General features: G+C 64.1%; 21 protein-coding genes. 15 read left to right on the forward strand and 6 right to left on the reverse strand.

Annotation, left to right across the window (positions count from 1 at the left end; translation table 11 throughout):
* Positions 1 to 42: 42 nt before the first annotated feature.
* Entirely contained in the window at positions 43 to 1,206 is a 1,164-nt protein-coding gene (locus R2N16_RS01955) for an MFS transporter (RefSeq protein ID WP_316664213.1), read from the reverse strand.
* A gap of 245 nt (positions 1,207 to 1,451) precedes the next feature.
* On the opposite strand from R2N16_RS01955, the gene uvrA reads away from it, so the two are divergent.
* Positions 1,452 to 4,316, forward strand: coding sequence for an excinuclease ABC subunit UvrA (gene uvrA / locus R2N16_RS01960; RefSeq protein WP_316663876.1), 2,865 nt, complete (start codon positions 1,452 to 1,454; stop codon positions 4,314 to 4,316).
* A 68-nt stretch (positions 4,317 to 4,384) separates the two neighbouring features.
* Here the strand turns inward: uvrA and R2N16_RS01965 are convergent, their stop codons facing one another.
* The 3 genes from R2N16_RS01965 to R2N16_RS01975 all read right to left on the reverse strand — a co-directional run bounded on the left by R2N16_RS01965 (position 4,385) and on the right by R2N16_RS01975 (position 7,434).
* Positions 4,385 to 6,061, reverse strand: coding sequence for a Na/Pi cotransporter family protein (locus R2N16_RS01965; protein ID WP_316663878.1), 1,677 nt, complete (start codon positions 6,059 to 6,061; stop codon positions 4,385 to 4,387).
* Between the two features lie 19 nt (positions 6,062 to 6,080).
* Positions 6,081 to 6,701, reverse strand: coding sequence for a LysE family translocator (locus R2N16_RS01970; protein WP_316663879.1), 621 nt, complete (start codon positions 6,699 to 6,701; stop codon positions 6,081 to 6,083).
* A 124-nt stretch (positions 6,702 to 6,825) separates the two neighbouring features.
* Positions 6,826 to 7,434, reverse strand: a complete 609-nt coding sequence (locus R2N16_RS01975) for an adenine phosphoribosyltransferase (protein ID WP_316663880.1) — start codon at positions 7,432 to 7,434, stop codon at positions 6,826 to 6,828.
* A 108-nt stretch (positions 7,435 to 7,542) separates the two neighbouring features.
* Here R2N16_RS01975 and R2N16_RS01980 point away from each other — a divergent pair, with 108 nt between their 5' ends.
* Positions 7,543 to 8,121 (forward strand): DJ-1/PfpI family protein, encoded by a 579-nt coding sequence (locus R2N16_RS01980; protein WP_316663882.1) that lies wholly within the window; start codon positions 7,543 to 7,545, stop codon positions 8,119 to 8,121.
* A 40-nt stretch (positions 8,122 to 8,161) separates the two neighbouring features.
* Positions 8,162 to 8,566, forward strand: a complete 405-nt coding sequence (locus tag R2N16_RS01985; protein ID WP_316663883.1) for a ribbon-helix-helix domain-containing protein — start codon at positions 8,162 to 8,164, stop codon at positions 8,564 to 8,566.
* A gap of 9 nt (positions 8,567 to 8,575) precedes the next feature.
* Here the strand turns inward: R2N16_RS01985 and R2N16_RS01990 are convergent, their stop codons facing one another.
* Positions 8,576 to 10,555, reverse strand: coding sequence for a monovalent cation:proton antiporter family protein (locus R2N16_RS01990; protein WP_316663884.1), 1,980 nt, complete (start codon positions 10,553 to 10,555; stop codon positions 8,576 to 8,578).
* A 310-nt stretch (positions 10,556 to 10,865) separates the two neighbouring features.
* Here R2N16_RS01990 and R2N16_RS01995 point away from each other — a divergent pair, with 310 nt between their 5' ends.
* From R2N16_RS01995 to R2N16_RS02050, 12 genes are all read left to right on the forward strand, one after another.
* Positions 10,866 to 11,849 (forward strand): KpsF/GutQ family sugar-phosphate isomerase, encoded by a 984-nt coding sequence (locus R2N16_RS01995; protein WP_316663885.1) that lies wholly within the window; start codon positions 10,866 to 10,868, stop codon positions 11,847 to 11,849.
* A gap of 16 nt (positions 11,850 to 11,865) precedes the next feature.
* Positions 11,866 to 12,450, forward strand: a complete 585-nt coding sequence (locus R2N16_RS02000; RefSeq protein ID WP_316663886.1) for a KdsC family phosphatase — start codon at positions 11,866 to 11,868, stop codon at positions 12,448 to 12,450.
* A gap of 4 nt (positions 12,451 to 12,454) precedes the next feature.
* Positions 12,455 to 13,087, forward strand: a complete 633-nt coding sequence (gene lptC, locus R2N16_RS02005) for an LPS export ABC transporter periplasmic protein LptC (protein ID WP_316663887.1) — start codon at positions 12,455 to 12,457, stop codon at positions 13,085 to 13,087.
* Positions 13,088 to 13,146: 59 nt separating this feature from the next.
* Positions 13,147 to 13,734: a lipopolysaccharide transport periplasmic protein LptA gene (lptA, locus tag R2N16_RS02010; protein ID WP_316663888.1), complete on the forward strand. Its 588-nt coding sequence runs from the start codon at positions 13,147 to 13,149 to the stop codon at positions 13,732 to 13,734.
* A gap of 30 nt (positions 13,735 to 13,764) precedes the next feature.
* Positions 13,765 to 14,553, forward strand: coding sequence for an LPS export ABC transporter ATP-binding protein (gene lptB, locus R2N16_RS02015; protein ID WP_199026767.1), 789 nt, complete (start codon positions 13,765 to 13,767; stop codon positions 14,551 to 14,553).
* 96 nt (positions 14,554 to 14,649) lie between these two features.
* A complete protein-coding gene (locus R2N16_RS02020; RefSeq protein WP_316663891.1) occupies positions 14,650 to 16,164 on the forward strand; it encodes an RNA polymerase factor sigma-54 in 1,515 nt (504 codons plus the stop codon).
* Between the two features lie 50 nt (positions 16,165 to 16,214).
* Complete coding sequence (gene hpf, locus R2N16_RS02025) at positions 16,215 to 16,568, forward strand: ribosome hibernation-promoting factor, HPF/YfiA family (protein WP_004633388.1); 354 nt, start codon at positions 16,215 to 16,217, stop codon at positions 16,566 to 16,568.
* Positions 16,569 to 16,914: 346 nt separating this feature from the next.
* Complete coding sequence (ptsN, locus tag R2N16_RS02030) at positions 16,915 to 17,370, forward strand: PTS IIA-like nitrogen regulatory protein PtsN (protein ID WP_012761097.1); 456 nt, start codon at positions 16,915 to 16,917, stop codon at positions 17,368 to 17,370.
* Positions 17,371 to 17,443: 73 nt separating this feature from the next.
* The gene (hprK, locus tag R2N16_RS02035) at positions 17,444 to 18,418 is read left to right on the forward strand and encodes an HPr(Ser) kinase/phosphatase (protein ID WP_004633393.1); all 975 of its coding nucleotides are present in this window, start codon (positions 17,444 to 17,446) and stop codon (positions 18,416 to 18,418) included.
* 186 nt (positions 18,419 to 18,604) lie between these two features.
* Complete coding sequence (locus R2N16_RS02040) at positions 18,605 to 18,946, forward strand: PsiF family protein (protein WP_316663895.1); 342 nt, start codon at positions 18,605 to 18,607, stop codon at positions 18,944 to 18,946.
* A gap of 93 nt (positions 18,947 to 19,039) precedes the next feature.
* Positions 19,040 to 19,933 carry an RNase adapter RapZ gene (rapZ, locus tag R2N16_RS02045; protein ID WP_316663896.1) on the forward strand — a complete coding sequence of 298 codons (894 nt, stop codon included), beginning with the start codon at positions 19,040 to 19,042 and terminating at the stop codon, positions 19,931 to 19,933.
* A 104-nt stretch (positions 19,934 to 20,037) separates the two neighbouring features.
* Positions 20,038 to 20,691 (forward strand): LON peptidase substrate-binding domain-containing protein, encoded by a 654-nt coding sequence (locus tag R2N16_RS02050; protein ID WP_316663897.1) that lies wholly within the window; start codon positions 20,038 to 20,040, stop codon positions 20,689 to 20,691.
* A 31-nt stretch (positions 20,692 to 20,722) separates the two neighbouring features.
* Here R2N16_RS02050 and mutY read toward each other — a convergent pair whose 3' ends face one another.
* Complete coding sequence (gene mutY, locus R2N16_RS02055) at positions 20,723 to 21,871, reverse strand: A/G-specific adenine glycosylase (protein WP_316663898.1); 1,149 nt, start codon at positions 21,869 to 21,871, stop codon at positions 20,723 to 20,725.
* Positions 21,872 to 21,883 lie beyond the last annotated feature (12 nt).

The following is a 21,883-nucleotide window of genomic DNA, read 5'->3' on the forward strand; positions in this document are numbered from 1 at the left end:
GTTTCCGAAGGTAATTGAAGTGATGCCGCCGTGGGGCCCGGGTTAGTGTCGGCGCAGCGCCGGCATCTGCATGGGGCTCGCAATTATAAGCCAGGCAAAAGCCAGCGCGGCGCAGCTCAGAAATACCGCATGCTGCCCTGCGTGCAGCAGAATCCAGCCGCCGCCCGCACCGCCCGCAAACAGGCCCAGGGCCTGCGTCGTGTTGTACACGCCCATGGCCGCGCCCTTGCGCACGCCCGGCGCGTACTTTGACACCAGTGACGGCTGCGACGCCTCCAGCACGTTGAAACCGAGGAAGTAGACCAGCAGCGCAATCGCCAGCGCGGTCAGCGTCGGATTCACCTCGCCCAGCGCCAGTTGCGCCACCATGACCAGTGCCACGGCGGACAGCAGCACCGCCTTCATCTTGCCGCGCTTCTCGGCGGCAATGATGGCCGGCACCATCAGCACGAACGACACGCCCATCACCGGCAGGTAAATCTTCCAGTGCGAATCGACCGGCAGGCCGGCGGCTTCCAGCATGTGCGGCAGCACGACGAACAACGCCGTCTGCGTGGCATGCAGGGCGAACACGCCAAAGTTCAGCCGCAGCAGTTCGGGGTTGTGCAGGACTTCGCGGAACGGCGCTTTCACATGCTCGGGCGGACGCGGCGGGTTGGGCACGACCCACAGCACCACGCCGATGGCGATGATGGCCAGCACGCCAATCGCCGTGAACATGCCGGGCATGCCGACCCAACGGAAGATGACCGGCGCACTCACGATGGCCACGGCAAACGACAGGCCGATGCTGCCGCCGATCATGGCCATGGCCTTGGTGCGCTGCTCCTCGCGCGTGAGGTCGGCCACGAAGGCGATCACCGCCGACGAGATTGCCCCCGCGCCCTGGATGGCGCGCCCCACGGCGATGCCCGCCACGCTATGCGAAAACGCCGCCACCAGGCTGCCTACCGCAAAGATCACCAGCCCTGTCACGATGACCGGCTTGCGTCCGAAGCGATCCGATAGCCAGCCGTAGGGGATATAGAGCACCGCCTGCGTAAGGCCATACACGCCGATGGCGAAGGCGACGAGTTGGGTGTTGTTGCCGTCGGGCAGCGTTTTCGCGAACACCGCGAAGACCGGCATGATCATGAACAAACCCAACATGCGCAGCGCGAAGATGCCGGCCAGCGAGGCGGCCGCGCGCAGCTCAAGGCCGTTCATGCGGCCGGAAGCGGAAGTCATGGATGGGGAAGCCGAGGACATGGTGCGGAAACTGCCGCGAAAAACCAGGAAGAAAAGCGGCGACAAGGACACTTGAACGGTTTCGCAGATTGCTCCCATCTGGGCGCAGATACCAGCAAAACCGAAGTTCGGTATATTAGCAGGCTTACCCTTTTCCACCCCTCCCGCCGATTGCCGCAGGCGGTCTGCACTCCGACGCCGCATTCAGCAGCACTCAGCCGCACATGGACGAAATCAAGATTCGTGGGGCCCGCACCCACAACCTGAAGAACATCAACCTCGATCTGCCGCGCAACCAGCTGATCGTGATCACCGGGCTTTCGGGGTCGGGCAAGTCGTCGCTCGCGTTCGACACGCTCTATGCGGAGGGGCAACGGCGCTATGTGGAATCGCTGTCGGCGTATGCCCGGCAATTTCTGCAACTGATGGAAAAACCCGATGTGGACCTGATCGAAGGTCTGTCGCCGGCCATTTCCATCGAGCAGAAGGCCACGAGCCACAACCCGCGCTCGACGGTCGGCACCGTGACCGAGATTCACGACTACCTGCGTCTGCTGTATGCGCGCGCCGGTACGCCCTACTGCCCCGATCACGGCCAGCCGCTCGAGGCGCAAAGCGTGTCGCAAATGGTGGATGCGGTGCTGGCGTTGCCGGCCGACACCAAGCTGATGATCCTGGCGCCCGTGGTGGCCAACCGCAAGGGCGAGCACGTCGACCTGTTTGAAGCGATGCAGGCGCAGGGCTTCGTCCGCTTTCGCATCCGCTCGGGCGGCGGTACCGCGCACGAGGCTGAGGCAAAAGTCTACGAAGTCGACAACCTGCCCAAGCTCAAGAAGAACGACAAGCACTCGATCGAGGTCGTGGTCGACCGCGTGAAGGTCAACCCGGAACTCAAGCAGCGCCTGGCCGAATCGTTTGAGACCGCGCTACGCTTGGCCGACGGCCGCGCCATCGCGCTGGAAATGGACACCGGCCGCGAGCACGGCTTCAGCTCCAAGTTCGCCTGCCCGATCTGCTCGTATTCGCTGCAAGAGCTGGAGCCGCGGCTGTTCTCGTTCAACAACCCGATGGGTGCCTGCCCGCACTGCGACGGCCTGGGCCAGATCACGTTCTTCGATCCGAAGCGTGTGGTGGCTTTTCCCAATCTGTCGCTGGCGTCAGGCGCCATCAAGGGGTGGGACCGCCGCAATCAGTTCTACTTCCAGATGCTGCAGAGCCTGGCGGCGTTCTACGACGTCGACATCGATGTCGCATTTGAAGACCTGCCGCCTGAGACACAGCAGATCGTGCTGCACGGCTCCGGCAAGCAGCAGATTCCGTTCACGTATATCAACGAGCGCGGCAAGACCACGGTGCGCGAGCACGCGTTCGAGGGGATCATCCCCAATCTGGAGCGGCGCTACAAGGAGACCGACTCCATCGCCGTGCGCGAGGAGCTGGCCAAGTACCAGAACAACCAGCAGTGCCCGGAGTGCCACGGCACCCGCCTGCGCCGCGAGGCCCGCTTCGTCAAGATTGGCGAAAACGATCAGGCACGCGGCATCTACGAGATCAATGGCTGGCCGCTGCGCGATGCGCTCACGTATTTCCTGACGCTCAATATGCACGGCGCCAAGCGCGAGATTGCCGACAAGATCGTCAAAGAAATCACCGCACGGCTGAACTTCCTGAATAACGTCGGGCTGGACTACCTGTCGCTGGAGCGCAGCGCCGACACGCTCTCGGGCGGCGAGGCGCAGCGCATTCGGCTGGCGTCGCAGATCGGCTCGGGGCTGACCGGCGTGATGTACGTGTTGGACGAGCCGTCCATCGGCCTGCACCAGCGCGACAACGATCGGCTGATCGGCACGCTCAAGCACCTGCGCGATCTCGGCAACTCGGTGCTGGTGGTGGAGCACGATGAAGACATGATCCGCGCGTCGGACTACGTGGTCGACATCGGCCCCGGGGCCGGCGTGCATGGCGGTCAGATCATCGCCGAGGGCACGCCCAAGCAAGTCGAGCAATCGCCGGCGTCGCTCACAGGCGATTACTTGTCGGGCAAGCGCCGCATCGAGGTGCCCAAGCAGCGCACGGCGCCCGATGAAGCGCGCTGGCTGCGCATCATCAACGCCAGCGGCAACAACCTGAGAAACGTGTCGGCAGACATTCCGGTCGGGCTGCTGACGTGCATCACGGGCGTGTCGGGTTCGGGCAAGTCGACGCTGATCAACGACACGCTGTACCACGCGGTGGCGCGCCATCTGTATGGCTCGACGCCGGAGCCCGCCGCGCACGACCGCATCGACGGGCTGGAGCATTTCGACAAGGTCATCAACGTCGACCAGTCCCCCATCGGCCGCACGCCGCGTTCGAACCCCGCTACCTACACGGGCCTGTTCACGCCGATCCGCGAACTGTTTGCGGGCGTGCCCTCGGCCAAGGAGCGCGGGTATGACCCGGGGCGCTTCTCGTTCAACGTCAAGGGTGGCCGCTGCGAGGCGTGCCAGGGCGACGGCGTGCTCAAGGTCGAGATGCACTTCCTGCCCGACGTGTACGTACCGTGCGACGTGTGCCACGGCAAGCGCTACAACCGCGAGACGCTCGAAGTGCTCTACAAGGGCAAGAACATCACCGAAGTGCTGGAGATGACGGTGGAGCAGGCGCACGAGTTCTTCGCGCCGGTGCCGGTGGTACGCCGTAAGCTGCAGACGCTGCTGGATGTGGGCCTGGGCTACATCCGCCTAGGGCAATCGGCGACGACGCTATCGGGCGGTGAAGCGCAGCGCGTGAAGCTGTCGCTGGAGCTGTCCAAGCGCGACACGGGCCGCACGCTGTACATCCTGGATGAGCCGACCACCGGCCTGCACTTCCACGATATCGAGCTGCTGCTCAAGGTCATCTACAAGCTGCGCGACCACGGCAATACGATCGTCATCATCGAGCACAACCTCGACGTGATCAAAACGGCGGACTGGCTGCTCGATCTCGGGCCCGAAGGAGGTGCGGGCGGCGGACAGATCATCGCCAAGGGCACCCCCGAGGATGTAGCCAAGAGCAAGGCGAGCTTTACCGGCAAGTACCTGGCGCCGCTGCTCAAGCGGAAGTAAGCGCGGTCAACCGGCAACAAAAAAGCGCAGCTTCGGCTGCGCTTTTTTCTTGAGCCGATGCGGGGGCATCAGTGGCCGGCCGGCGCCGTCTCGGCCCCCAACTCATCTGCATCTTTCATGCGGCTGCGATTCAATGCCCCCGCTTCATCCAGCACGGGATACGCGGCCGCGCAGAACAACGAATTCAGCCGCTTGAAATCGCTGATGATGTCCAAGTGCAACGAACTGGTCTCGATACTCTCGGCCGTCTGCGCGGACACCCGTGTGAGGTGGCTGCGCGCGTAGCGTTTCTCCAGATCGCGGAAGTGCGCCTTTTCCAGCATCAGCTTCTGCGCGCTGCGCAGGTCCCCCGTCAGGAACACCGACAGCGCCAGCTTCAGGTTCGTGACGAGGCGCGCGTGCATGTCTTCCAGCTCTTCCATGCCGGCCTCGGAAAAGGCCAGCTTGTGCGCGATCTTCTTCTCGCGCACGTCTTGCAGCAGGCGGTCGAGAATATCGCCTGCGTGCTCCAGGTTGATGGTGAGCGAGATGATGTCGGCCCAACGCTTGCCCTCGCGCGCATCCAGCGCTTCGTGGCTCAGTTGCGTGAGATAGAGCTTGATGGCGGTGTAGAGCGCATCCACCTCGTCGTCGATGGCACGCGTGGTTTGCAGCAGGCGCACGTCGTTGGTCTTGAGCACGCGCAAGGTGTTATCGAGCATGTGTTCAACGCGATCGCCGATGCGCAGCACCTCGCGCGCCGCATTGCCCAGCGCCAACGTTGGCGTGGCAAGCGCGGAAGGATCGAGATAGCGCGGCGCAACGAGGTCGTCGATATGCGCGCCGCCCGGCAGGATGCGAGCGCACAGCCGCGCCATCGCTTCGGTAAAGCCGATCAGCAGCACCGCCAGCGCCACGTTGAACACCACATGGAACGCCACGACCACGTGCTGCGGCGCCACGCCCGCGTGCGGCGCCCACTCTGCCAGCTTGCCCAGGAACGGTAGTGCCAGCGCGGCGCCAAGCATGCGCGAGAGCAAGTTGCCCAGCGTCGCGCGGCGTGCGGCCTGACTCGACGATGGCGTGGTCGCCAACGCGGCCATGGCACTGCCGATATTTGCGCCCAGCACAATCGCAAACGCCACCTTGACCGACACCGCGGCCGACGTCGCCAGCGTCGCGCAGAACAGCACCACAGCGAGGCTCGAATAGCACAGCAGCGTGAGCACCGCGCCAATCAGCATGTTCAGGCCGGTGTCTGACGAGATGGAGCTGAGCAGCACGCGCAATGCGTTGGCTTCAACCATCGGGCTCGACGCGACAGAGATCAGCTCCAGCGCCATCATGATCAGCCCCAGGCCGATCAGCACCCGCCCGAAGTGTCCCACCGCACTGCCCTTGCGCGACAGATGCAGGATCACGCCAAAGAAGATCAGCAGCGGCGACAGCCACGACAAGTCCAGCGCAAATACCTGCGCCATGATGGCCGTGCCCACATTGGCGCCCAGAAGAATCGCCAGTGCCGACGACACGCCCATCAGCCCTTGTGCGACAAACGCCCCGACGATCGTGGCCGTCGCGTTACTGCTCTGCACCAGGCACGTCACGCCAATGCCGGCCAGCAGCGCAGAGAACCGGTTCGACACGCTACGCGACAACAGGCGGCGCAAGTCCGCGCCGTACAGGCGCAACATGCCGACTTTGACAGTCTGCGTGCCCCATACCAACAGGGCGACGCCGGAAAGCAGCTTGAGCAGGGTGATCATTGATGCCGTGCAGTCTTGCTTATTTGGTCAGGGCCACCCGCAGGCCCAGCCCGATGAAAATACAGCCGCTCACCCGGTCAAGCCACAGCGCGGCGCGCGGTGTACGGCGCATCCAGCCGCCCAGTGCGGCCGCGCACCAGCCGTAGATGCTGAACACCACGATGGTCTGCGCCATGAACACGCCGCCGAGCAGCAACATCTGCAACGCTGCGTGGCCGGCCTGCGCATCCACAAACTGCGGCAGGAACACCACGAAGAACAACGTCACCTTCGGGTTGAGCAGATTGGCAAAGACACTCTGGCGATACACCTGCCACAGGTCCGGCGCCGCCTGCGGTCCAGCATGATTCGGACCGACGCCGCCCTTGCTGCGCAGCGCCTGGATGCCCAACCAGATCAGATACGCCGCGCCCAGCCACCGGATTGCTTGGAACGCCACAGGCGACGATTGCAGCACTGCGGCCAGCCCGAGCGCCGCCAGCGTCGTGTGAAACAGGCACCCCGAGGCAAACCCTGCCGCCGCCGAGAGCCCCGCCTGACGGCCCTGACTGGCGCCGCGCGCAATCACTTGCAGGTTGTCCGGCCCTGGCATCACCGTGATGGCGATCGAGGTCAGCAGGAACAGCAATACGTGCGGCATTGACGACTCCGAGGCCCGGCGGAAATGGAAAGGATCATGCTACTGCGCGCGGCAGCAAAACGACATGTTTTTGTCACATGAGCGTATGCGACCAGCGCATCACGCGAAGGCAGCCGGTGGCCGCTCAGTGCCCATCAAAGCGGCAGACCGTGAAAAGCGGCAGCCCGCCTTCGATCAGCAGTTGCGAGCCACCCAGTTCAGGCAGGTCGACAATGGCCGCGCCCTCCACCACCGTTGCGCCCAGCCGTTCGAGCAGGCGCTTGCCGCCCATCATGGTGCCGCCGGTTGCGATCAGGTCGTCGATCAACAGGACGCGGTCGCCGGGCTTGCAGGCATCGGCGTGGATTTCCACCGTCGCGCTGCCGTATTCGAGCATGTACTCCTCGGTCACCGTGGTGAACGGCAGCTTGCCCTTCTTGCGGATCGGCACAAAGCCCAGGTTCAGCTCATACGCCACGATCGAGCCGAGGATGAACCCCCGCGCATCGATGCCCGCCACCAGATTCAGCCCTTGCCCCATGTAGCGGTGGACGAACACGTCCACCAGCACGCGCAGGCTCTTTGGGTCCTGCAGCACCGGCGTGATATCGCGAAACATCACCCCGGCCTGCGGCCAGTCCGGCACCGTGCGGATGCGGTCGCGCAGGTAGCGCGACACATCGCCCAGCTCGGTGGAAGCGGGAAGGGAGGACGGCGTCAGCAACGCCGCCTGGTGATGGGGGATCTGGCTCATGGCAAAAACGGGAATGCAGGAAACGTCGTCTGCGGTAATGGGCTACCACCCCGGCCGAAAGGCACCGAACCACAATGGGCAGACCGCAACCATACAGGAGACACGGCGATGGCAAAGAAAATTCTGATGCTGGTCGGCGACTATGTGGAGGACTACGAAGTCATGGTCCCCTTCCAGGCGCTGCAGATGGTCGGCCACACGGTGCACGCCGTCTGCCCGGACAAGCGTGCGGGCGATTCCGTCGCTACCGCGGTCCACGATTTCGAAGGCGCACAGACGTACTCCGAAAAACCAGGACATCGTTTCACCCTCAACGCCACCTTTGCCGACGTCGACCCGGCAACGTATGACGCACTTGTCGTACCCGGCGGCCGTGCGCCCGAATACCTGCGACTGAACGCCCGCGTGCTTGACGTCGTGCGGCACTTCGCCCGCGCGGACAAACCCATTGCGGCCATCTGCCATGGCGCACAACTGCTGTCGGCGGCGGGTGTGCTGGAAGGCAAGGCGTGCTCGGCATACCCGGCATGTGGCCCGGAAGTCACGGCGGCGGGTGGCACCTTCAAGGACATCCCCGTCGACCAGGCCCACACCGACGGCAAGCTCGTCACGGCGCCCGCCTGGCCGGCACATCCGGCCTGGTTGGCGCAGTTTCTTGAAGTCCTGGGCACGCGGGTTCTACACTGATCCGGTTGCCCGCACGCCGGGCACTCCAGGAGCCCCGGCCATGTGCGAAATCTTCATCCGCGCCAATCCTCATTCGTACGACAGCCTCGCGCGTTCGCTACGCCTGCACGGCGTAGCGACCAGCGTGCGGCTGGAGTGCCTGTTCTGGGAGGTGCTCGAAGAGATCGGCCAACGCGACGGCCTGACCGTCAACCAGCTCATCAGCAAGCTCTATGACGAGTTGCTGGAGCGTCGCGGCGAGGTGGCAAACTTCGCGTCGTTCCTGCGCGTCTGCTGTCTGCGCTATTTGATGCTGCAGCAGGACGGGCGCATTCCTGCCGATACGCGGGTGTCGATCCGCTCGCTCGATGCCGCGGCGGTGCTCGACGGCCTGCCGGCCAACATGGCGGATGCCCCGCCGCCACGCCGTTCGCGCGGGCCGCTGCTCGAAGCGCTCGTCAAGTAAGCGCCGGCATTAGCGCGGCGAGAGCCGCTCCTCTGCCATCTGCAGCCCCTCGGGCGTGCCGCGCAGCACAACGATATCGCCCAGCTCCAGCACTGTGTCCGGATCAGGATCGAGCGCCCGAATGCCCTGGCGCCGGATCGCCGTGACCGACGTCTTGAACGTCTCCAGCCCCATCGTGCCGAGCTTGTGGCCGATGGCAGGCGAGCCCTTGGCCAACGGCACGGAATGCAGGCGCACGGCGTCGCGCTCGAGCATGTCCTCCTCGTCATCCTGACCGTGGAAGTAGCCGCGCAGCAGGCTGTAGCGTGCGTCGCGCATCTCTTGCGCCCGGCGCACCACGCGGCGCAACGGCACGCCCAGCAGCACCAGCGCGTGCGAGGCCAGCATCAGGCTCCCTTCGATGATCTCCGGAACGACCTCGGTGGCGCCCGCTTGCTGCAGGCGATCCAGGTCGGCATCGTCGATGGTGCGCACGATCACGGGCAGGGTCGGCTCCAGCGCCTGCACGTGGTGCAGCACCTTCAATGCGGATGCCGTGTCGGCATAGGTAATGGCGACCGCCGCTGCGCGGTGGATACCAGCAGCCACCAGCGACTCGCGGCGCGCCGCATCGCCATAGACGACATGCTCGCCGGCGGCCGCGGCCTCGCGCACGCGGTCGGGGTCCAGATCCAGCGCGACATAGCCGATGCCTTCCTGCTCAACCATGTGCGCCAGGTTCTGGCCGCTGCGCCCATAGCCGCAGATGATGACGTGGCGCTCGGTGGCGATGCTCTGCGCGGCGATCTTGGTCATTGCCAGCGATTGCATCAGCCAGTCCGTGCGTGACAGCCGCATGGCGATCACATCGCTGTACTGGATGAGGAACGGCGCCATCAGCATCGACAGCAGCATCGCGGCCAGGATCGCCTGGCCGAGCAGCGGGTCGATCAGCTTCATGCCGTCAATCTGGTTGAGCAGCACGAAGCCGAACTCACCGGCCTGCGCCAGGCCCAGCGCCGTGCGGATCGCCGCGCCGCCCCCCGAACCGAAGGCCCGCGCCAGCAGCGCAATCAGCACGAACTTGAACAGCACCGGCGCCATCACCAGCCCCAGCACGAGCGCCCAGTGCTCGAAGACCACACGCGGGTCCAGCAGCATGCCGACCGTCACGAAGAACAGCCCCAGCAGCACGTCGCGGAACGGCTTGATGTCTTCTTCCACCTGCAGCTTGTACGGCGTTTCCGACACCAGCATGCCGGCCAGGAACGCACCCAGCGCCATCGACAGGCCCAGCCGCTCGGTCAGCGCCGCCATGCCCAGTGTGACCAGCAGCAGGTTCAGCATGAACAGCTCTTGCGAGCGCCGCGCCGCCACCAGGTGGAACCAGCGCGACAGCAGCTTCTGCCCCAGGAACAGGATCAGCACCAGCGCGACGGCGATCTTGAGAGCCGCAATCGACAGCGTCAGCACCAGGTCGGTCGGGTTCTTGCCCAGCGACGGGACAACGATCAGCAGGAGCACCACCGCCAGATCCTGGAACAGCAGCACGCTGATGATGTTGCGGCCGTGTTCGGTTTCCAGCTGCAGGCGCTCGGCCAGCATCTTCGAGACGATAGCCGTGGACGACATCGCCAACGCGCCGCCCAGCGCCAGTCCCGCCTGCCACGACAGCGGATACCAGTGCGACAGCAGCATCGACACCGGAATCGTCAGCAGGATGGTCAGCATCACCTGTGACGCGCCCAGCCCCAGCACCAGCCTCCGCATTGAACGCAGCTTGGAGAGGTTGAACTCGAGCCCGATCGAGAACATCAGGAACACCACCCCGAACTCGGCCAAATAGCGCGTCTGGGCAGAATCGGACTCCAGCCCCGTCGCCTTCGGCCCGATCAGCACACCCACCACCAGGTACGCCAGCATCGGCGGCAATTGCAGCATGCGGAACAGCACCACGCCGATGACGGCAGCGGCCAACAACACGAGGGTGAGTTCCAGCGGCGAATGCATGCGACGCGAAAAACCAATCGAAAGGGTTGGACAGGAGGGACAGCGCCCGCGCATCAAGACGGTGCGTGCGCAAACGCGCACCCAAGCGCTGCAAGACCGATGCCAGGGTATAAACGAAGAACGCGATACGCGAGACGCCGCAGATCGAAAAATGACGGCGTGGCGACGGGAAGAAAAGTGATTTGAAAGTTGAATGCCGCGGGGCAGCAAAACGGAGCGCCCGCACGCTCCGCGACTCCCCGCAAGCCAAGCCCCAACGCGCCACCAGCATGGCCGAGGACTGTGTCAATCGTTGTTATACTTCGCCGCCATGATAGCGAATTTCAATCCGGATCGAGCACTTGCGCTGGCGCAGCAGACCTTCGACATCGAAGCGCAAGCCGTACTCGGCCTCAAATCCCAGGTGTCCGCCGACTTTGCGCATGCGGTCGAAATGGTGCTCGGCTGCACCGGCCGCGTCGTCGTGTCCGGCATGGGCAAGTCGGGCCATGTCGCGCGCAAGATTGCCGCCACGCTGGCCTCGACCGGCACGCCGGCCTTCTTCGTGCACCCGGCCGAAGCCAGCCATGGCGATCTCGGCATGGTCACCCGCGACGACGTCTTCATCGGCTTTTCCAATTCCGGCGAAGTGTCGGAGCTGAACGCCATCCTGCCGCTGGTCAAGCGACTGGGCGCCAAGCTGATCGCCGTGACGGGCAACCCGGAGTCCTCGCTCGGCAAGCATGCCGACGTGGTGCTCAACTCGCACGTCGATGTCGAAGCCTGCCCGCTGAACCTGGCGCCCACCGCCAGCACCACAGCGCAGATCGCGCTGGGCGATGCGCTGGCCGTGGCCGTGCTCGATGCACGCGGCTTCGGTGCCGAAGATTTCGCGCGCTCGCATCCGGGCGGATCGCTCGGCCGCAAGCTGCTGACGCACGTGCGTGACGTTATGCGCGCCGGCGACGCCATCCCGCGCGTGAACGAAGACACGCCGCTGTCGCAAGCGCTGATGGAGATCACCCGCAAGGGCATGGCGATGACCGCCGTGGTCGATGCCGAAGGCCGCGCCGTGGGCGTGTTCACCGACGGCGACCTGCGCCGCCTGCTCGAAACCCCGCGCGACTGGCGCACCGTGCCCATCCACGAGGTCATGCACCGCAACCCGCGCGCGGTTGGCCCCGACCAGCTCGCCGTTGAAGCCGTCGAAGTCATGGAAACGCACCGCATCAACCAGTTGCTGGTGGTTGATGCCGCCGGCCTGCTGGTGGGCGCGCTGCATATCCACGACCTGACGCGGGCCAAGGTCATCTGACCCGCCCACGACGCTGATGATCACGCCGGCCGACCCTGTCCACAGCAACATCGACGCACGCTTTCCGCAGGCATTGGAACGCGCCGCGCGCGTGCGCCTGATGGTGTTCGATGTGGATGGCGTGCTGACCGACGGGCGCCTACTGGTGGGCCCCGAGGGCGAGATCAGCAAGGCTTTCGACACGCTCGACGGCCACGGCATCAAGCTGCTGGCACAGGCGGGCGTCACGCCGGCCATCATCACCGGGCGGCAATCCGAAATCGTGGCCTGGCGCGCAGGGGAACTCGGCATCGAACATCTGTACCAAGGCGTAGCCGATAAGCGCGAGGCCTTTGCCCACCTGCTGTCCGCCACGCAACTTCAGGCCACCGACGCCGGCTACATGGGCGACGACTGGCCCGACCTGCCGGTGATGACGATGGTGGGCTTTACCGCCTGCCCCGCCCAGGCACATGCCGAACTGCGCAGCCGCGCCCACTATGTCGCCCAGGCCACGGGCGGACGCGGCGCCGTGCGCGAAGTGGCTGACTTGATCCTCAAGGCCCAAGGCGCCTACAACGCCCTGCTCGCGCAACTGCTGCAGGTCCCGCAATCCTTCTGACTCCATGGCCAGCGAACGCTCACAACGCCTCGTCTCCACCGTGCTGCAGATCATGCTGCGCGGGCTGCCGATCCTGCTGATGGCGGTCGTCTGCGGCGTCACGTTCCTGCTCGTGCAGGTCAACACGCCACAAACCGACGAAGCCGCCACGCAGCCCAAGCGCCACACCGCCGACTACACCATGGACGGCATCTCGGCCACCGCGCTGGACGAGACCGGCACCACCAAATACCGCTTCACCGGCGTCCACATGAACCACTATGAGGACGACCTGACCTACGACGTCACGTATCCGGCACTGCGCGTATATGCGCCCGACCGACCGCAGGTCACCGCCCGCGCAGACCTTGGGAAGATGAACGGCGACGGCACCATCATCGATCTCTACAACAACGCCAAGGTCATCCGCGCGCAGGGGCCCGATGCCCGCCAGGACCCGCTGATGACGGCCGATTCGACCTACTTCCAGGTGCTGCTCAACGACGACATCGTACGCACCGACAAGCCGGTCGAGCTGCACCGCGGGCCGTCAATCATGAACGCCAACGGCCTCACCTTCAACAACGTGACGCGCCAAGTACAATTGCTGGGCAATGTGCGCGGCCGAATCGAAGGGCTGGGGGCGCCGAAGCAGTAAACTCTGCCCCCGACACCTGACAACGCCCACCGAGCGCGCCCTTCTCCGACGTGATCCCCATGACTGACTCCCTCCGTGCTGCCGGCCTCGCCATCGTCGCTGCGCTGCTGCTCCCGGCCCTGCCCGCGCACGCCGAGCGCGCCGACCGCGACAAGCCGCTCGTGCTCGAAGCCGACAACGCCAGCTACGACGATCTGAAGCAGGTCTATCACTTGACCGGCAACGTGGTGCTGACCAAGGGCACCATGGTGCTTCGCTCCGACCAGGCCGATCTGCGGACCGACCCCGAGGGCTACAACTACGCCGTCGCCACGTCCAAGCCTGGCAATCTCGCCTTCATCCGCCAGAAGCGCGACAACGTCGACGAATACATCCAGGGTTGGGGCGAGCGCATCGAATACGACGGCAAGCAAGAGATTTCCAAGCTGATCACCCGCGCACGCATGGAACGCCTGCAAGGCGCGACGCAGCTCGACGAGATCCGCGGTGCGGTCATTACGTACGACGGCCAGAAGGAGTTCTACACGGCCTCGGGGGGTGCTGAGAACGCCACCGCCGCCAACCCGTCGGGCCGCGTGCGCGCCGTTCTCGCACCGCGCACGAGCACGCCTGCTGCGCCGGCATCTACCCCGGCTGCCAAGCCCTGATCCGTACCGCCTGTCTTTCCTGTTTCGCTTATGTCCGCCACCACCCTCGCCCCCAAAACCGCAGCGCCGCAGGCCACGACTTCCAGCACGCTGGTCGTCCGCCATCTGAAGAAGCGCTACGGCACGCGCACGGTGGTCAAGGACGTGTCGCTCGACGTGAAAAGTGGCGAGGTGGTCGGCCTGCTCGGCCCCAACGGCGCGGGTAAGACGACCTCGTTCTACATGATCGTCGGCCTGGTGGCTCTGGACGCCGGCGACATCGTGCTCGACGGCGAGCACATCAGCCGCCTGCCCATCCACCAGCGTGCCCGCATGGGCCTGTCGTATTTGCCGCAGGAAGCGTCGGTGTTCCGCAAGCTCAACGTGCAGGAAAACATCCGCGCGGTGCTCGAACTGCAGGAGCAGGACGGCAAGAAGCTTTCGCAAGACGAAGTCAATCGCCGCCTCGACGGCCTGCTCGACGACTTGCAGATTGCCCATCTGCGCGACAACCCCGCGCTGTCGCTCTCGGGTGGTGAACGTCGCCGCGTGGAGATTGCCCGCGCGCTGGCCTCATCGCCGCGCTTCATCCTGCTCGATGAACCGTTTGCCGGCGTCGATCCGATCGCAGTGGGCGAGATTCAACGCATCGTCAGCTTCCTGAAAGACCGTAACATCGGCGTGCTGATCACCGATCACAACGTGCGCGAAACGCTGGGCATCTGCGATCACGCCTACATCATCAGCGAAGGCACCGTGCTGGCTGCAGGCATGCCCGAACAGATCATCGAAAACGAGGATGTACGCAAGGTGTATCTGGGCGATAACTTCCGGATGTAAGCCACGCTGCACGCTTACGCCTTAAGGACGTGGCAAACCCGCACCTTAAAGCAAAATCCGTTCCATCGACCGGGTGTTGGGCATAGAATAGCCCGCATGAAACAGTCGCTCCAGCTCCGTCTCTCTCAGCATCTCGCGCTCACGCCGCAGTTGCAGCAATCGATCCGACTGCTGCAGTTGTCGACCATCGAGCTGCAGCAAGAAGTTGAGCAGGCCCTGACCGAGAACCCGCTGCTGGAGCGGGAGAACGAGTGGCTCGAGACCTCCGCCCGCATTGGCGCGGACGGCTCCGTGAACGCGCTGCAAAGCAACAGCGCCACGCCCCTGCCCACCGAATCACCTCCCCCCGCACCCAACGGCGGTGCCGACAGCAGCGACACCCCCGACAACGGCTACGAAAACGGCCACGACAGCGGTGCGGATTTCGACAACGATTACGGCTCCGACCGCTCCGACTGGAGCCTTGACGACTTCGCCCGTAAGCCGCAATCCGACGAAGACGATCGCGCCCCGCTGCAGTTGCGCGAAGCGGAGCAAAGCCTGCGCGAATTCCTCATGGAACAACTCGCGCCGCTCAAGCTGTCGATGCGCGACAAGGGCCTCCTCATCTTCCTGATCGAATCGCTCGACGACGAAGGCTATCTCTCAGGCACGCTCGACGAAATCCTCGCGGATCTGCCCGCCGAACTCGAAGTCGAACTCGATGAACTGCAAGCCGCGCTGTGCATGTTGCAGAGCTTTGATCCGCCCGGCATCGGCGCGCGCTCAGCCGCCGAGTGCCTGTCACTGCAATTGCACCGGCTCGAATCGCCTGCGAAAGCGCTGGCGCTCATCATCGTCAATCAGCATCTCGAACTGCTCGCCGCGCGCGACTACACGCGCCTGAAGAAGTCGCTGGCCGTCGACGAGCCCGCACTGAAAGCAGCGCATGAGCTGATTCGTTCATTGACACCATTCCCGGGTCACGCATTCGGCCGCGCCGAGGCCGATTTCGTGGTGCCGGATGTGATCGTGCGCAAGACAAGCGCAGGATGGACGGCGCAGTTGAACCCCGACGTCATGCCGCGCCTGCGCATCAACGACATGTACGCACAGATTCTGCGCAGCAGCCGCGGCGAATCGGGCGCGGCCAATCTGCAGCAGAAGCTGCAGGAAGCGCGCTGGCTGATCAAGAACATTCAGCAGCGCTTCGATACGATCCTGCGTGTCTCGCAAGCGATTGTCGAGCGTCAAAAGAGCTTCTTCACGCACGGCGAAATCGCCATGCGCCCCTTGGTTTTGCGGGAAATAGCCGATACACTGGGTCTACACGAGTCCACGATCTCCCGTGTGACGACCAACAAATACATGGCGACCCCGATGGGGACGTTCGAGTTGAAGTACTTCTTCGGCAGCCATGTATCGACGGAAACCGGCGGGGCTGCGTCATCGACAGCGATACGCGCGCTCATCAAGCAACTTGTAGGAGCCGAAGACCCGAAGAATCCTCTGTCCGATAGCAGAATTGCCGAGCTGTTAGGCGAACAAGGATTCGTGGTGGCCCGTCGGACGGTGGCCAAATACCGCGAAGCCCTCAAGATCCCTGCAGTGAATTTGCGCAAGTCTTTATAGCCGCATCGCGGGCAGTTCCGGTGCGGCTCATCTTGAGAAGGAGAACCGCTATGAACTTCAAACTCAGTGGACACCACCTGGACATCACGCCCGCTTTGCGTGAGTACGTGGAAACGAAACTGGAGCGTGTGATCAGGCACTTCGATCAGGTGATTGGCGTCAGCGTGTTGCTATCGGTCGATAACCACAAGGAGAAGGATCGGCGTCAGTACGCGGAAATCAACTTGCACCTCAAAGGTAAGGACGTCTTCGTCGAATCACACCATGAAGATCTTTATGCGGCCATCGACCTACTCGTCGATAAGCTGGACAGGCAAGTGATCAAGTACAAGGACCGCGTGCAGGGGCACGACCGTGACAGCATGAAGCACCAAGCCTTCCAGGCCGTGCAGATGCAGCAATAGCAGGACCGTACCGAAAAAACCGCGCCCCGAGTTGGCGCGGTTTTTTTATGCCGTGGTGCATTCGTGACGAATCCGATTGCAACCGATTTAAGTCGGGCTAAAATCTGACGAAAGTACGAATGCTGACGTGGCGCGGCTTTTGGCGCGACGTTGGCAAAAACAGGGTCGATGCCGCGCGCACATTGCCGGCACCGGCTGATCGCAGCCCTGGGGGATTCGCTTCTCTGCCCTACGCGGTGTACCGCTGGTGCGCCGCACAAAGCCGCGCGGCACGTGGTCTATAATGACCTCATTGTCCGCGCGCCATCTTGGTGCAGAAGGACGCCGCTCATTTCACGCATTGCACATGAATCGCTTGGCCAAACTGCTGCCGCCCGGGAACATTGCCCTCGACGTCAGCGTAACCAGCAAAAAGCGGGTATTTGAACAGGCTGGCCTGCTGTTCGAGAATAACCACGGCGTGACGCGCGCAGTCGTCACCGACAACCTGTTCGCGCGCGAGTCGCTTGGCTCCACGGGCCTGGGCGCCGGTGTGGCCATCCCGCACGGCCGCATCAAGGGACTCAAGCAACCGCTGGCTGCGTTCATGCGCCTGTCCGAACCGGTGCCCTTTGAGTCACCCGACGGCAAACCTGTCTCGCTGCTGATCTTCCTGCTGGTGCCCGAACAGGCCACCCAGCAGCATCTGGAAATCCTGTCTGAAATCGCCCAGTTGCTGTCCGACCGTGACATGCGCGAAGGCCTCGCCACCCTGCCGTCGCCCGAGGCGATTCACCAGCTACTGACCGACTGGCGGCCCTGATCGCCGCGCAATCGGTGGCACGCGCAACCGATTGCGAACGCGCTATGCCCCGTCGGCACCACTGTGCCCTGCTATGGAACTGACCGGCGTCATCGCCCAATCGATCTTTGACGACAACGCAGCCGATCTGAAGCTGTCGTGGGTCGCCGGCCTGGAAGGCGCGGACCGTGCGTTCGACGTGGATTTCGCCAAGGAAGCGACCTCAGCCGCTGATCTGGTCGGGCACTTGAACCTCATCCACCCGAATCGCATCCAGGTGCTCGGCAAACCCGAGATCACCTACTACCAGCGCCTGTCGGAAGAAAACCGCAAGCGCCAGATGGGCGAGTTGATCCTGCTGGAGCCACCCTTCCTGGTGGTGGCCGATGGCGTTGATCCGCCGCCCGATCTGGAACTGCGCTGCACGCGCTCGTCCACACCGCTGTTCACGTCACCGATTTCGTCGGCTGCGGTCATTGACCATCTGCGCTTGTATCTGTCGCGCATCTCGGCACCGCGCGTGACGATGCACGGGGTGTTTCTCGACATCCTGGGCATGGGCGTGCTGATCATGGGCGATTCAGGCTTGGGCAAAAGCGAACTTGGCCTGGAGTTGATCTCGCGTGGTCACGGCCTGGTTGCCGACGATGCCGTCGACTTCGTGCGCCTGGGGCCGGACTTCATCGAAGGCCGCTGCCCGCCGCTGCTGCAGAATCTGCTGGAAGTGCGCGGCCTGGGCCTGCTCGACATCAAGACCATCTTCGGTGAGACGGCGGTGCGCCGGAAGATGAAGATCAAGCTGATCGTCCAGCTCGTGCGTCGCAACGATGGCGAGTTTGAGCGCCTGCCGCTCGATTCGCAGTACCTCGATGTACTCGGTTTGCCGATCCACATGGTGAAGATCCAGGTGGCCGCCGGCCGCAACTTGGCCGTGCTGGTCGAAGCTGCCGTGCGCAACACCATCCTGCGCCTGCGCGGCATCGATACGTTGCGCGACTTCATGGACCGCCAGCGTGCCGCCATGCAGGCCGAAGCCGCTTCGCACTCGCCCCAAGGCCGTCTGCTTTAACAAAGCCGCTACAAAGTTTCGCCCTTGGGCCGGTTTTACCCTAGTTTTCGTTGCGAAACGTCAACCCGACGTGCAGCCGCACCGTTGTGGGAGGGAATGCGCCGAGCACACACGCGGCGGCGTTCATCGCGAGCGCGGCGGCTTGTCTCCGCCCGCTTTTCTGACGGTACCAAGGAGAATACGACGATGAAACAACTGATTGCCGCTTGCGCCCTGGCGCTCCCGTTCCTGGCCGGCCAGGCTTTCGCCCAAGGCAGCGCCCCGGCGGCTGCGCCGGCCGCGCCTGCTGCCGCCCCGGCAGCCAAGAACTCGCAGCAAGACAAGATGAAGCAATGCAACATGGACGCCGCAGGCAAGAAGGGCGACGAGCGTAAGGCTTTCATGAAAGGCTGCCTGTCGGACAAGCCGGCTGCCGCCGCTAAGCCGATGACGCAGCAGGAAAAGATGGCAGCCTGCTCCAAGGCCAACAAGGGCAAGAAGGGTGACGCGTACAAGAACGCCCAGAAAGAGTGCCTCTCGAAGGGCTGAGCGTCCCTTAGCCTCGCTTAGAAAAAGGCGGCCGGATCGGTCGCCTTTTTTGCTGGTCGCTGCTTTGCAACACAGGGATGCTATCCTCGCGGCATGCGGATCATTCTCATCACCGGTATGTCGGGTTCAGGGAAATCGGTCGCCCTGAACGTGCTCGAAGACGCAGGTTACTACTGCGTCGACAACCTCCCTGCGCAGTTCATCCCCGAACTGGCGCGCTATCTGGCGGACCAGGGTTATACGCACCTCGGCGTGGCCACTGACATCCGCAGCCGTGAATCGCTGCGCAAGGTGCCCGAGACGGTCACCGTGCTGCGCAAGGAACACGACGTGCGCATGCTGTTCCTGACTGCGAATACGAACGCGCTGGTGCAGCGCTATTCCGAGACGCGCCGCCGGCATCCGCTGTCGATCCGTAACGGGCGCCCAGATGCCGCCGCCAACGTGCAGGCCGCCACCAAGGGGCTCGACACATCGCTCATCGAAGCGATCGAGATGGAGCGCGAGTTGCTCAGCCCGCTGGCCGATCCGGCGCATCGCATCGACACCAGCACGCTGCGCACGAACGCCCTGCGCGCGTACATCAAAGAATTCATCAGCGACGAGCCGCACGACATCACGTTGATGTTTGAATCGTTTGGCTTCAAGCATGGCGTGCCGACCGACGCCGATCTCGTCTTCGACGTGCGTTCGCTGCCCAACCCGTACTACGACACGCAGCTGCGACCACTCACCGGCCGCGACCAGCCCGTCATCGACTTTCTGCAAAGCCAGCCGATGGTGCTTGCGATGGCCGAGGACATCCGCGCCTACGTGGAAAAGTGGCTGCCGAGTTTCATCGCCGACAACCGCAGCTACTTGACCGTCGCGATCGGCTGCACAGGTGGCCAGCATCGCTCCGTGTACATCGCGGAACGGCTTGCCACGTACTTCCGGGCGCATGGTAATGTGTTGGTCCGCCACCGCGAATTGGCCGTCGACGGCTGAACCGCGCGCCAGACACACCCCGCGCGCCGGGCAGCTTGATTTGGATGCGGCTTCTTGCGCGGCGCCACGCGAAGGTCTTGCCGCCGCCTGCTGAAAGCCCGTCTATGCAAGAAGACATCGCTCTCTCACCGTTCTCGCCGCTGCCGCCGCTGCCCACCGAGTTGCCGCTGTTTCCGCTGCACACGGTACTGTTTCCCGGCGGCCTTCTTCCGCTACGCATCTTCGAAGCCCGCTACATGGACATGGTGCGCACGTGCCTGCGCGACAAGACGCCGTTCGGCGTCTGCCTGATCGAGCGCGGCAACGAAGTCGCCACCACAGACGGCCCGACCGTGCCGGTTGACGTGGGTTGCATCGCCCACATCATCGAATGCGATATGGAGCAGCTCGGCCTGCTCATGATCAAGGTGCGCGGCACGCAGCGCTTCAAGGTGCTGTCGTTCGAGACCACGCCAGACGGCCTTATGCGCGGCACGGTGGAGCCCATCGGCGCCGACGTGGAAGACTGCAAGGGTGAGCTCTTCGACGATTGCGTGGGCGCCCTGCGGCGCATCATCGCCACGCTCGGCTCACGCGAAGACGGCAACGTCCCGATGGTGGAACCCTATGAGTGGACCAGCCCGAGCTGGGTCGCGAATCGGCTGTGCGAACTGCTACCGGTGCCGCTCAAGGCCAAGCAGAAGTTGATGGAACTGATGGATGCCGGCATGCGCATCGAAATCGTCCATCGCTACATGAAGCAGCACCACATTCTGTGATGCCGTGTTGGGCAAACCCGGGCCAAGCCGGCTAGATCAAGCTTGGCTGCACCAGCGTCTCCAGCGCCAACTTCACCGGCGCTGGCAGCCCCACTGAATTGAGTTGCGCAAGCGGTATCCAGCGCCAGTCGTCTTCGAGCGCGGCGGGCGTGGAGATCTCCGCGCGCAGCAGGTGCATATGCAGGCGGAAGTGGGTGAAGGTGTGCGTGAGCGCGCCTGCCATCTCCACGGTTGAGACCGCGCCATATGCCTGCGCGGCACCACGCACGATGTCGACATCCAGGGGATGCGCGTCGAGCGCGTTGTCCATCTCGCCCACCAGCGGCAAAGACCACAACCCACCCCAGATGCCGCGTTGCGGACGACGCTGCAGCAGCACCGCGTCGGCGTGCAGCGCGATGACCAGCGTCGCGGCGCGTTCGGGTATCGCCTTGCGCGGGCGCGGCACGGGCAGCTCCATCACGCGATCGGTACTGCGCGCTTCGCAGACCGATTCGAGCGGACAGGCGCGTTCACCACTCAGGCATGCCGGCTTGCCGCGCGTGCAGACGGTGGCCCCCAGATCCATCAAACCCTGCGTGTACGGTTGAATGCTTTCGGCCGGCGGCAGCACGGCTTCGGCGATGCGCCACATGGTGTCTTCGACGCGTTTGTCGCCTGGAAAGCCCTCGATGCCGAACGCACGCGCAAACACGCGCTTGACGTTGCCATCGAGAATGGCTGCGCGCACGCCGTACGAAAACGCGGCAATGGCCGCGGCGGTTGAACGCCCGATGCCGGGCAGCGTCGCCAACACGTCGGGATCGTTCGGGAAGATGCCGCCGTGCTCCGCCACCACGATCTGCGCGCAGCGATGCAGGTTGCGCGCGCGCGTGTAATAGCCGAGGCCGGCCCACGCAGCCATCACGTCATCCGCCGGCGCAGCGGCCAGGGCCTGCACGGTCGGGAAGCGCTCGATAAAGCGCGCGTAGTAGCCCAGCACCGCGCTCACCTGCGTCTGCTGCAGCATGATCTCGGAGAGCCACGTGCGATACGCATCGCCAGTGTTCTGCCATGGCAGATGGTGACGGCCATGACGCTGCTGCCAGGCGATGACGCGCACGGCGAAATCATCGGCAAGCGGAGGCAAAACGGCAGCAGGTTGCGCGGCGCGGCGCGGACGGCGAGGGGTGGCGGTCATGCGTGTGGAGAA

The sequence above is a fragment of the Ralstonia psammae genome, assembly GCF_958405935.1.
Classification (GTDB): domain Bacteria; phylum Pseudomonadota; class Gammaproteobacteria; order Burkholderiales; family Burkholderiaceae; genus Ralstonia; species Ralstonia psammae.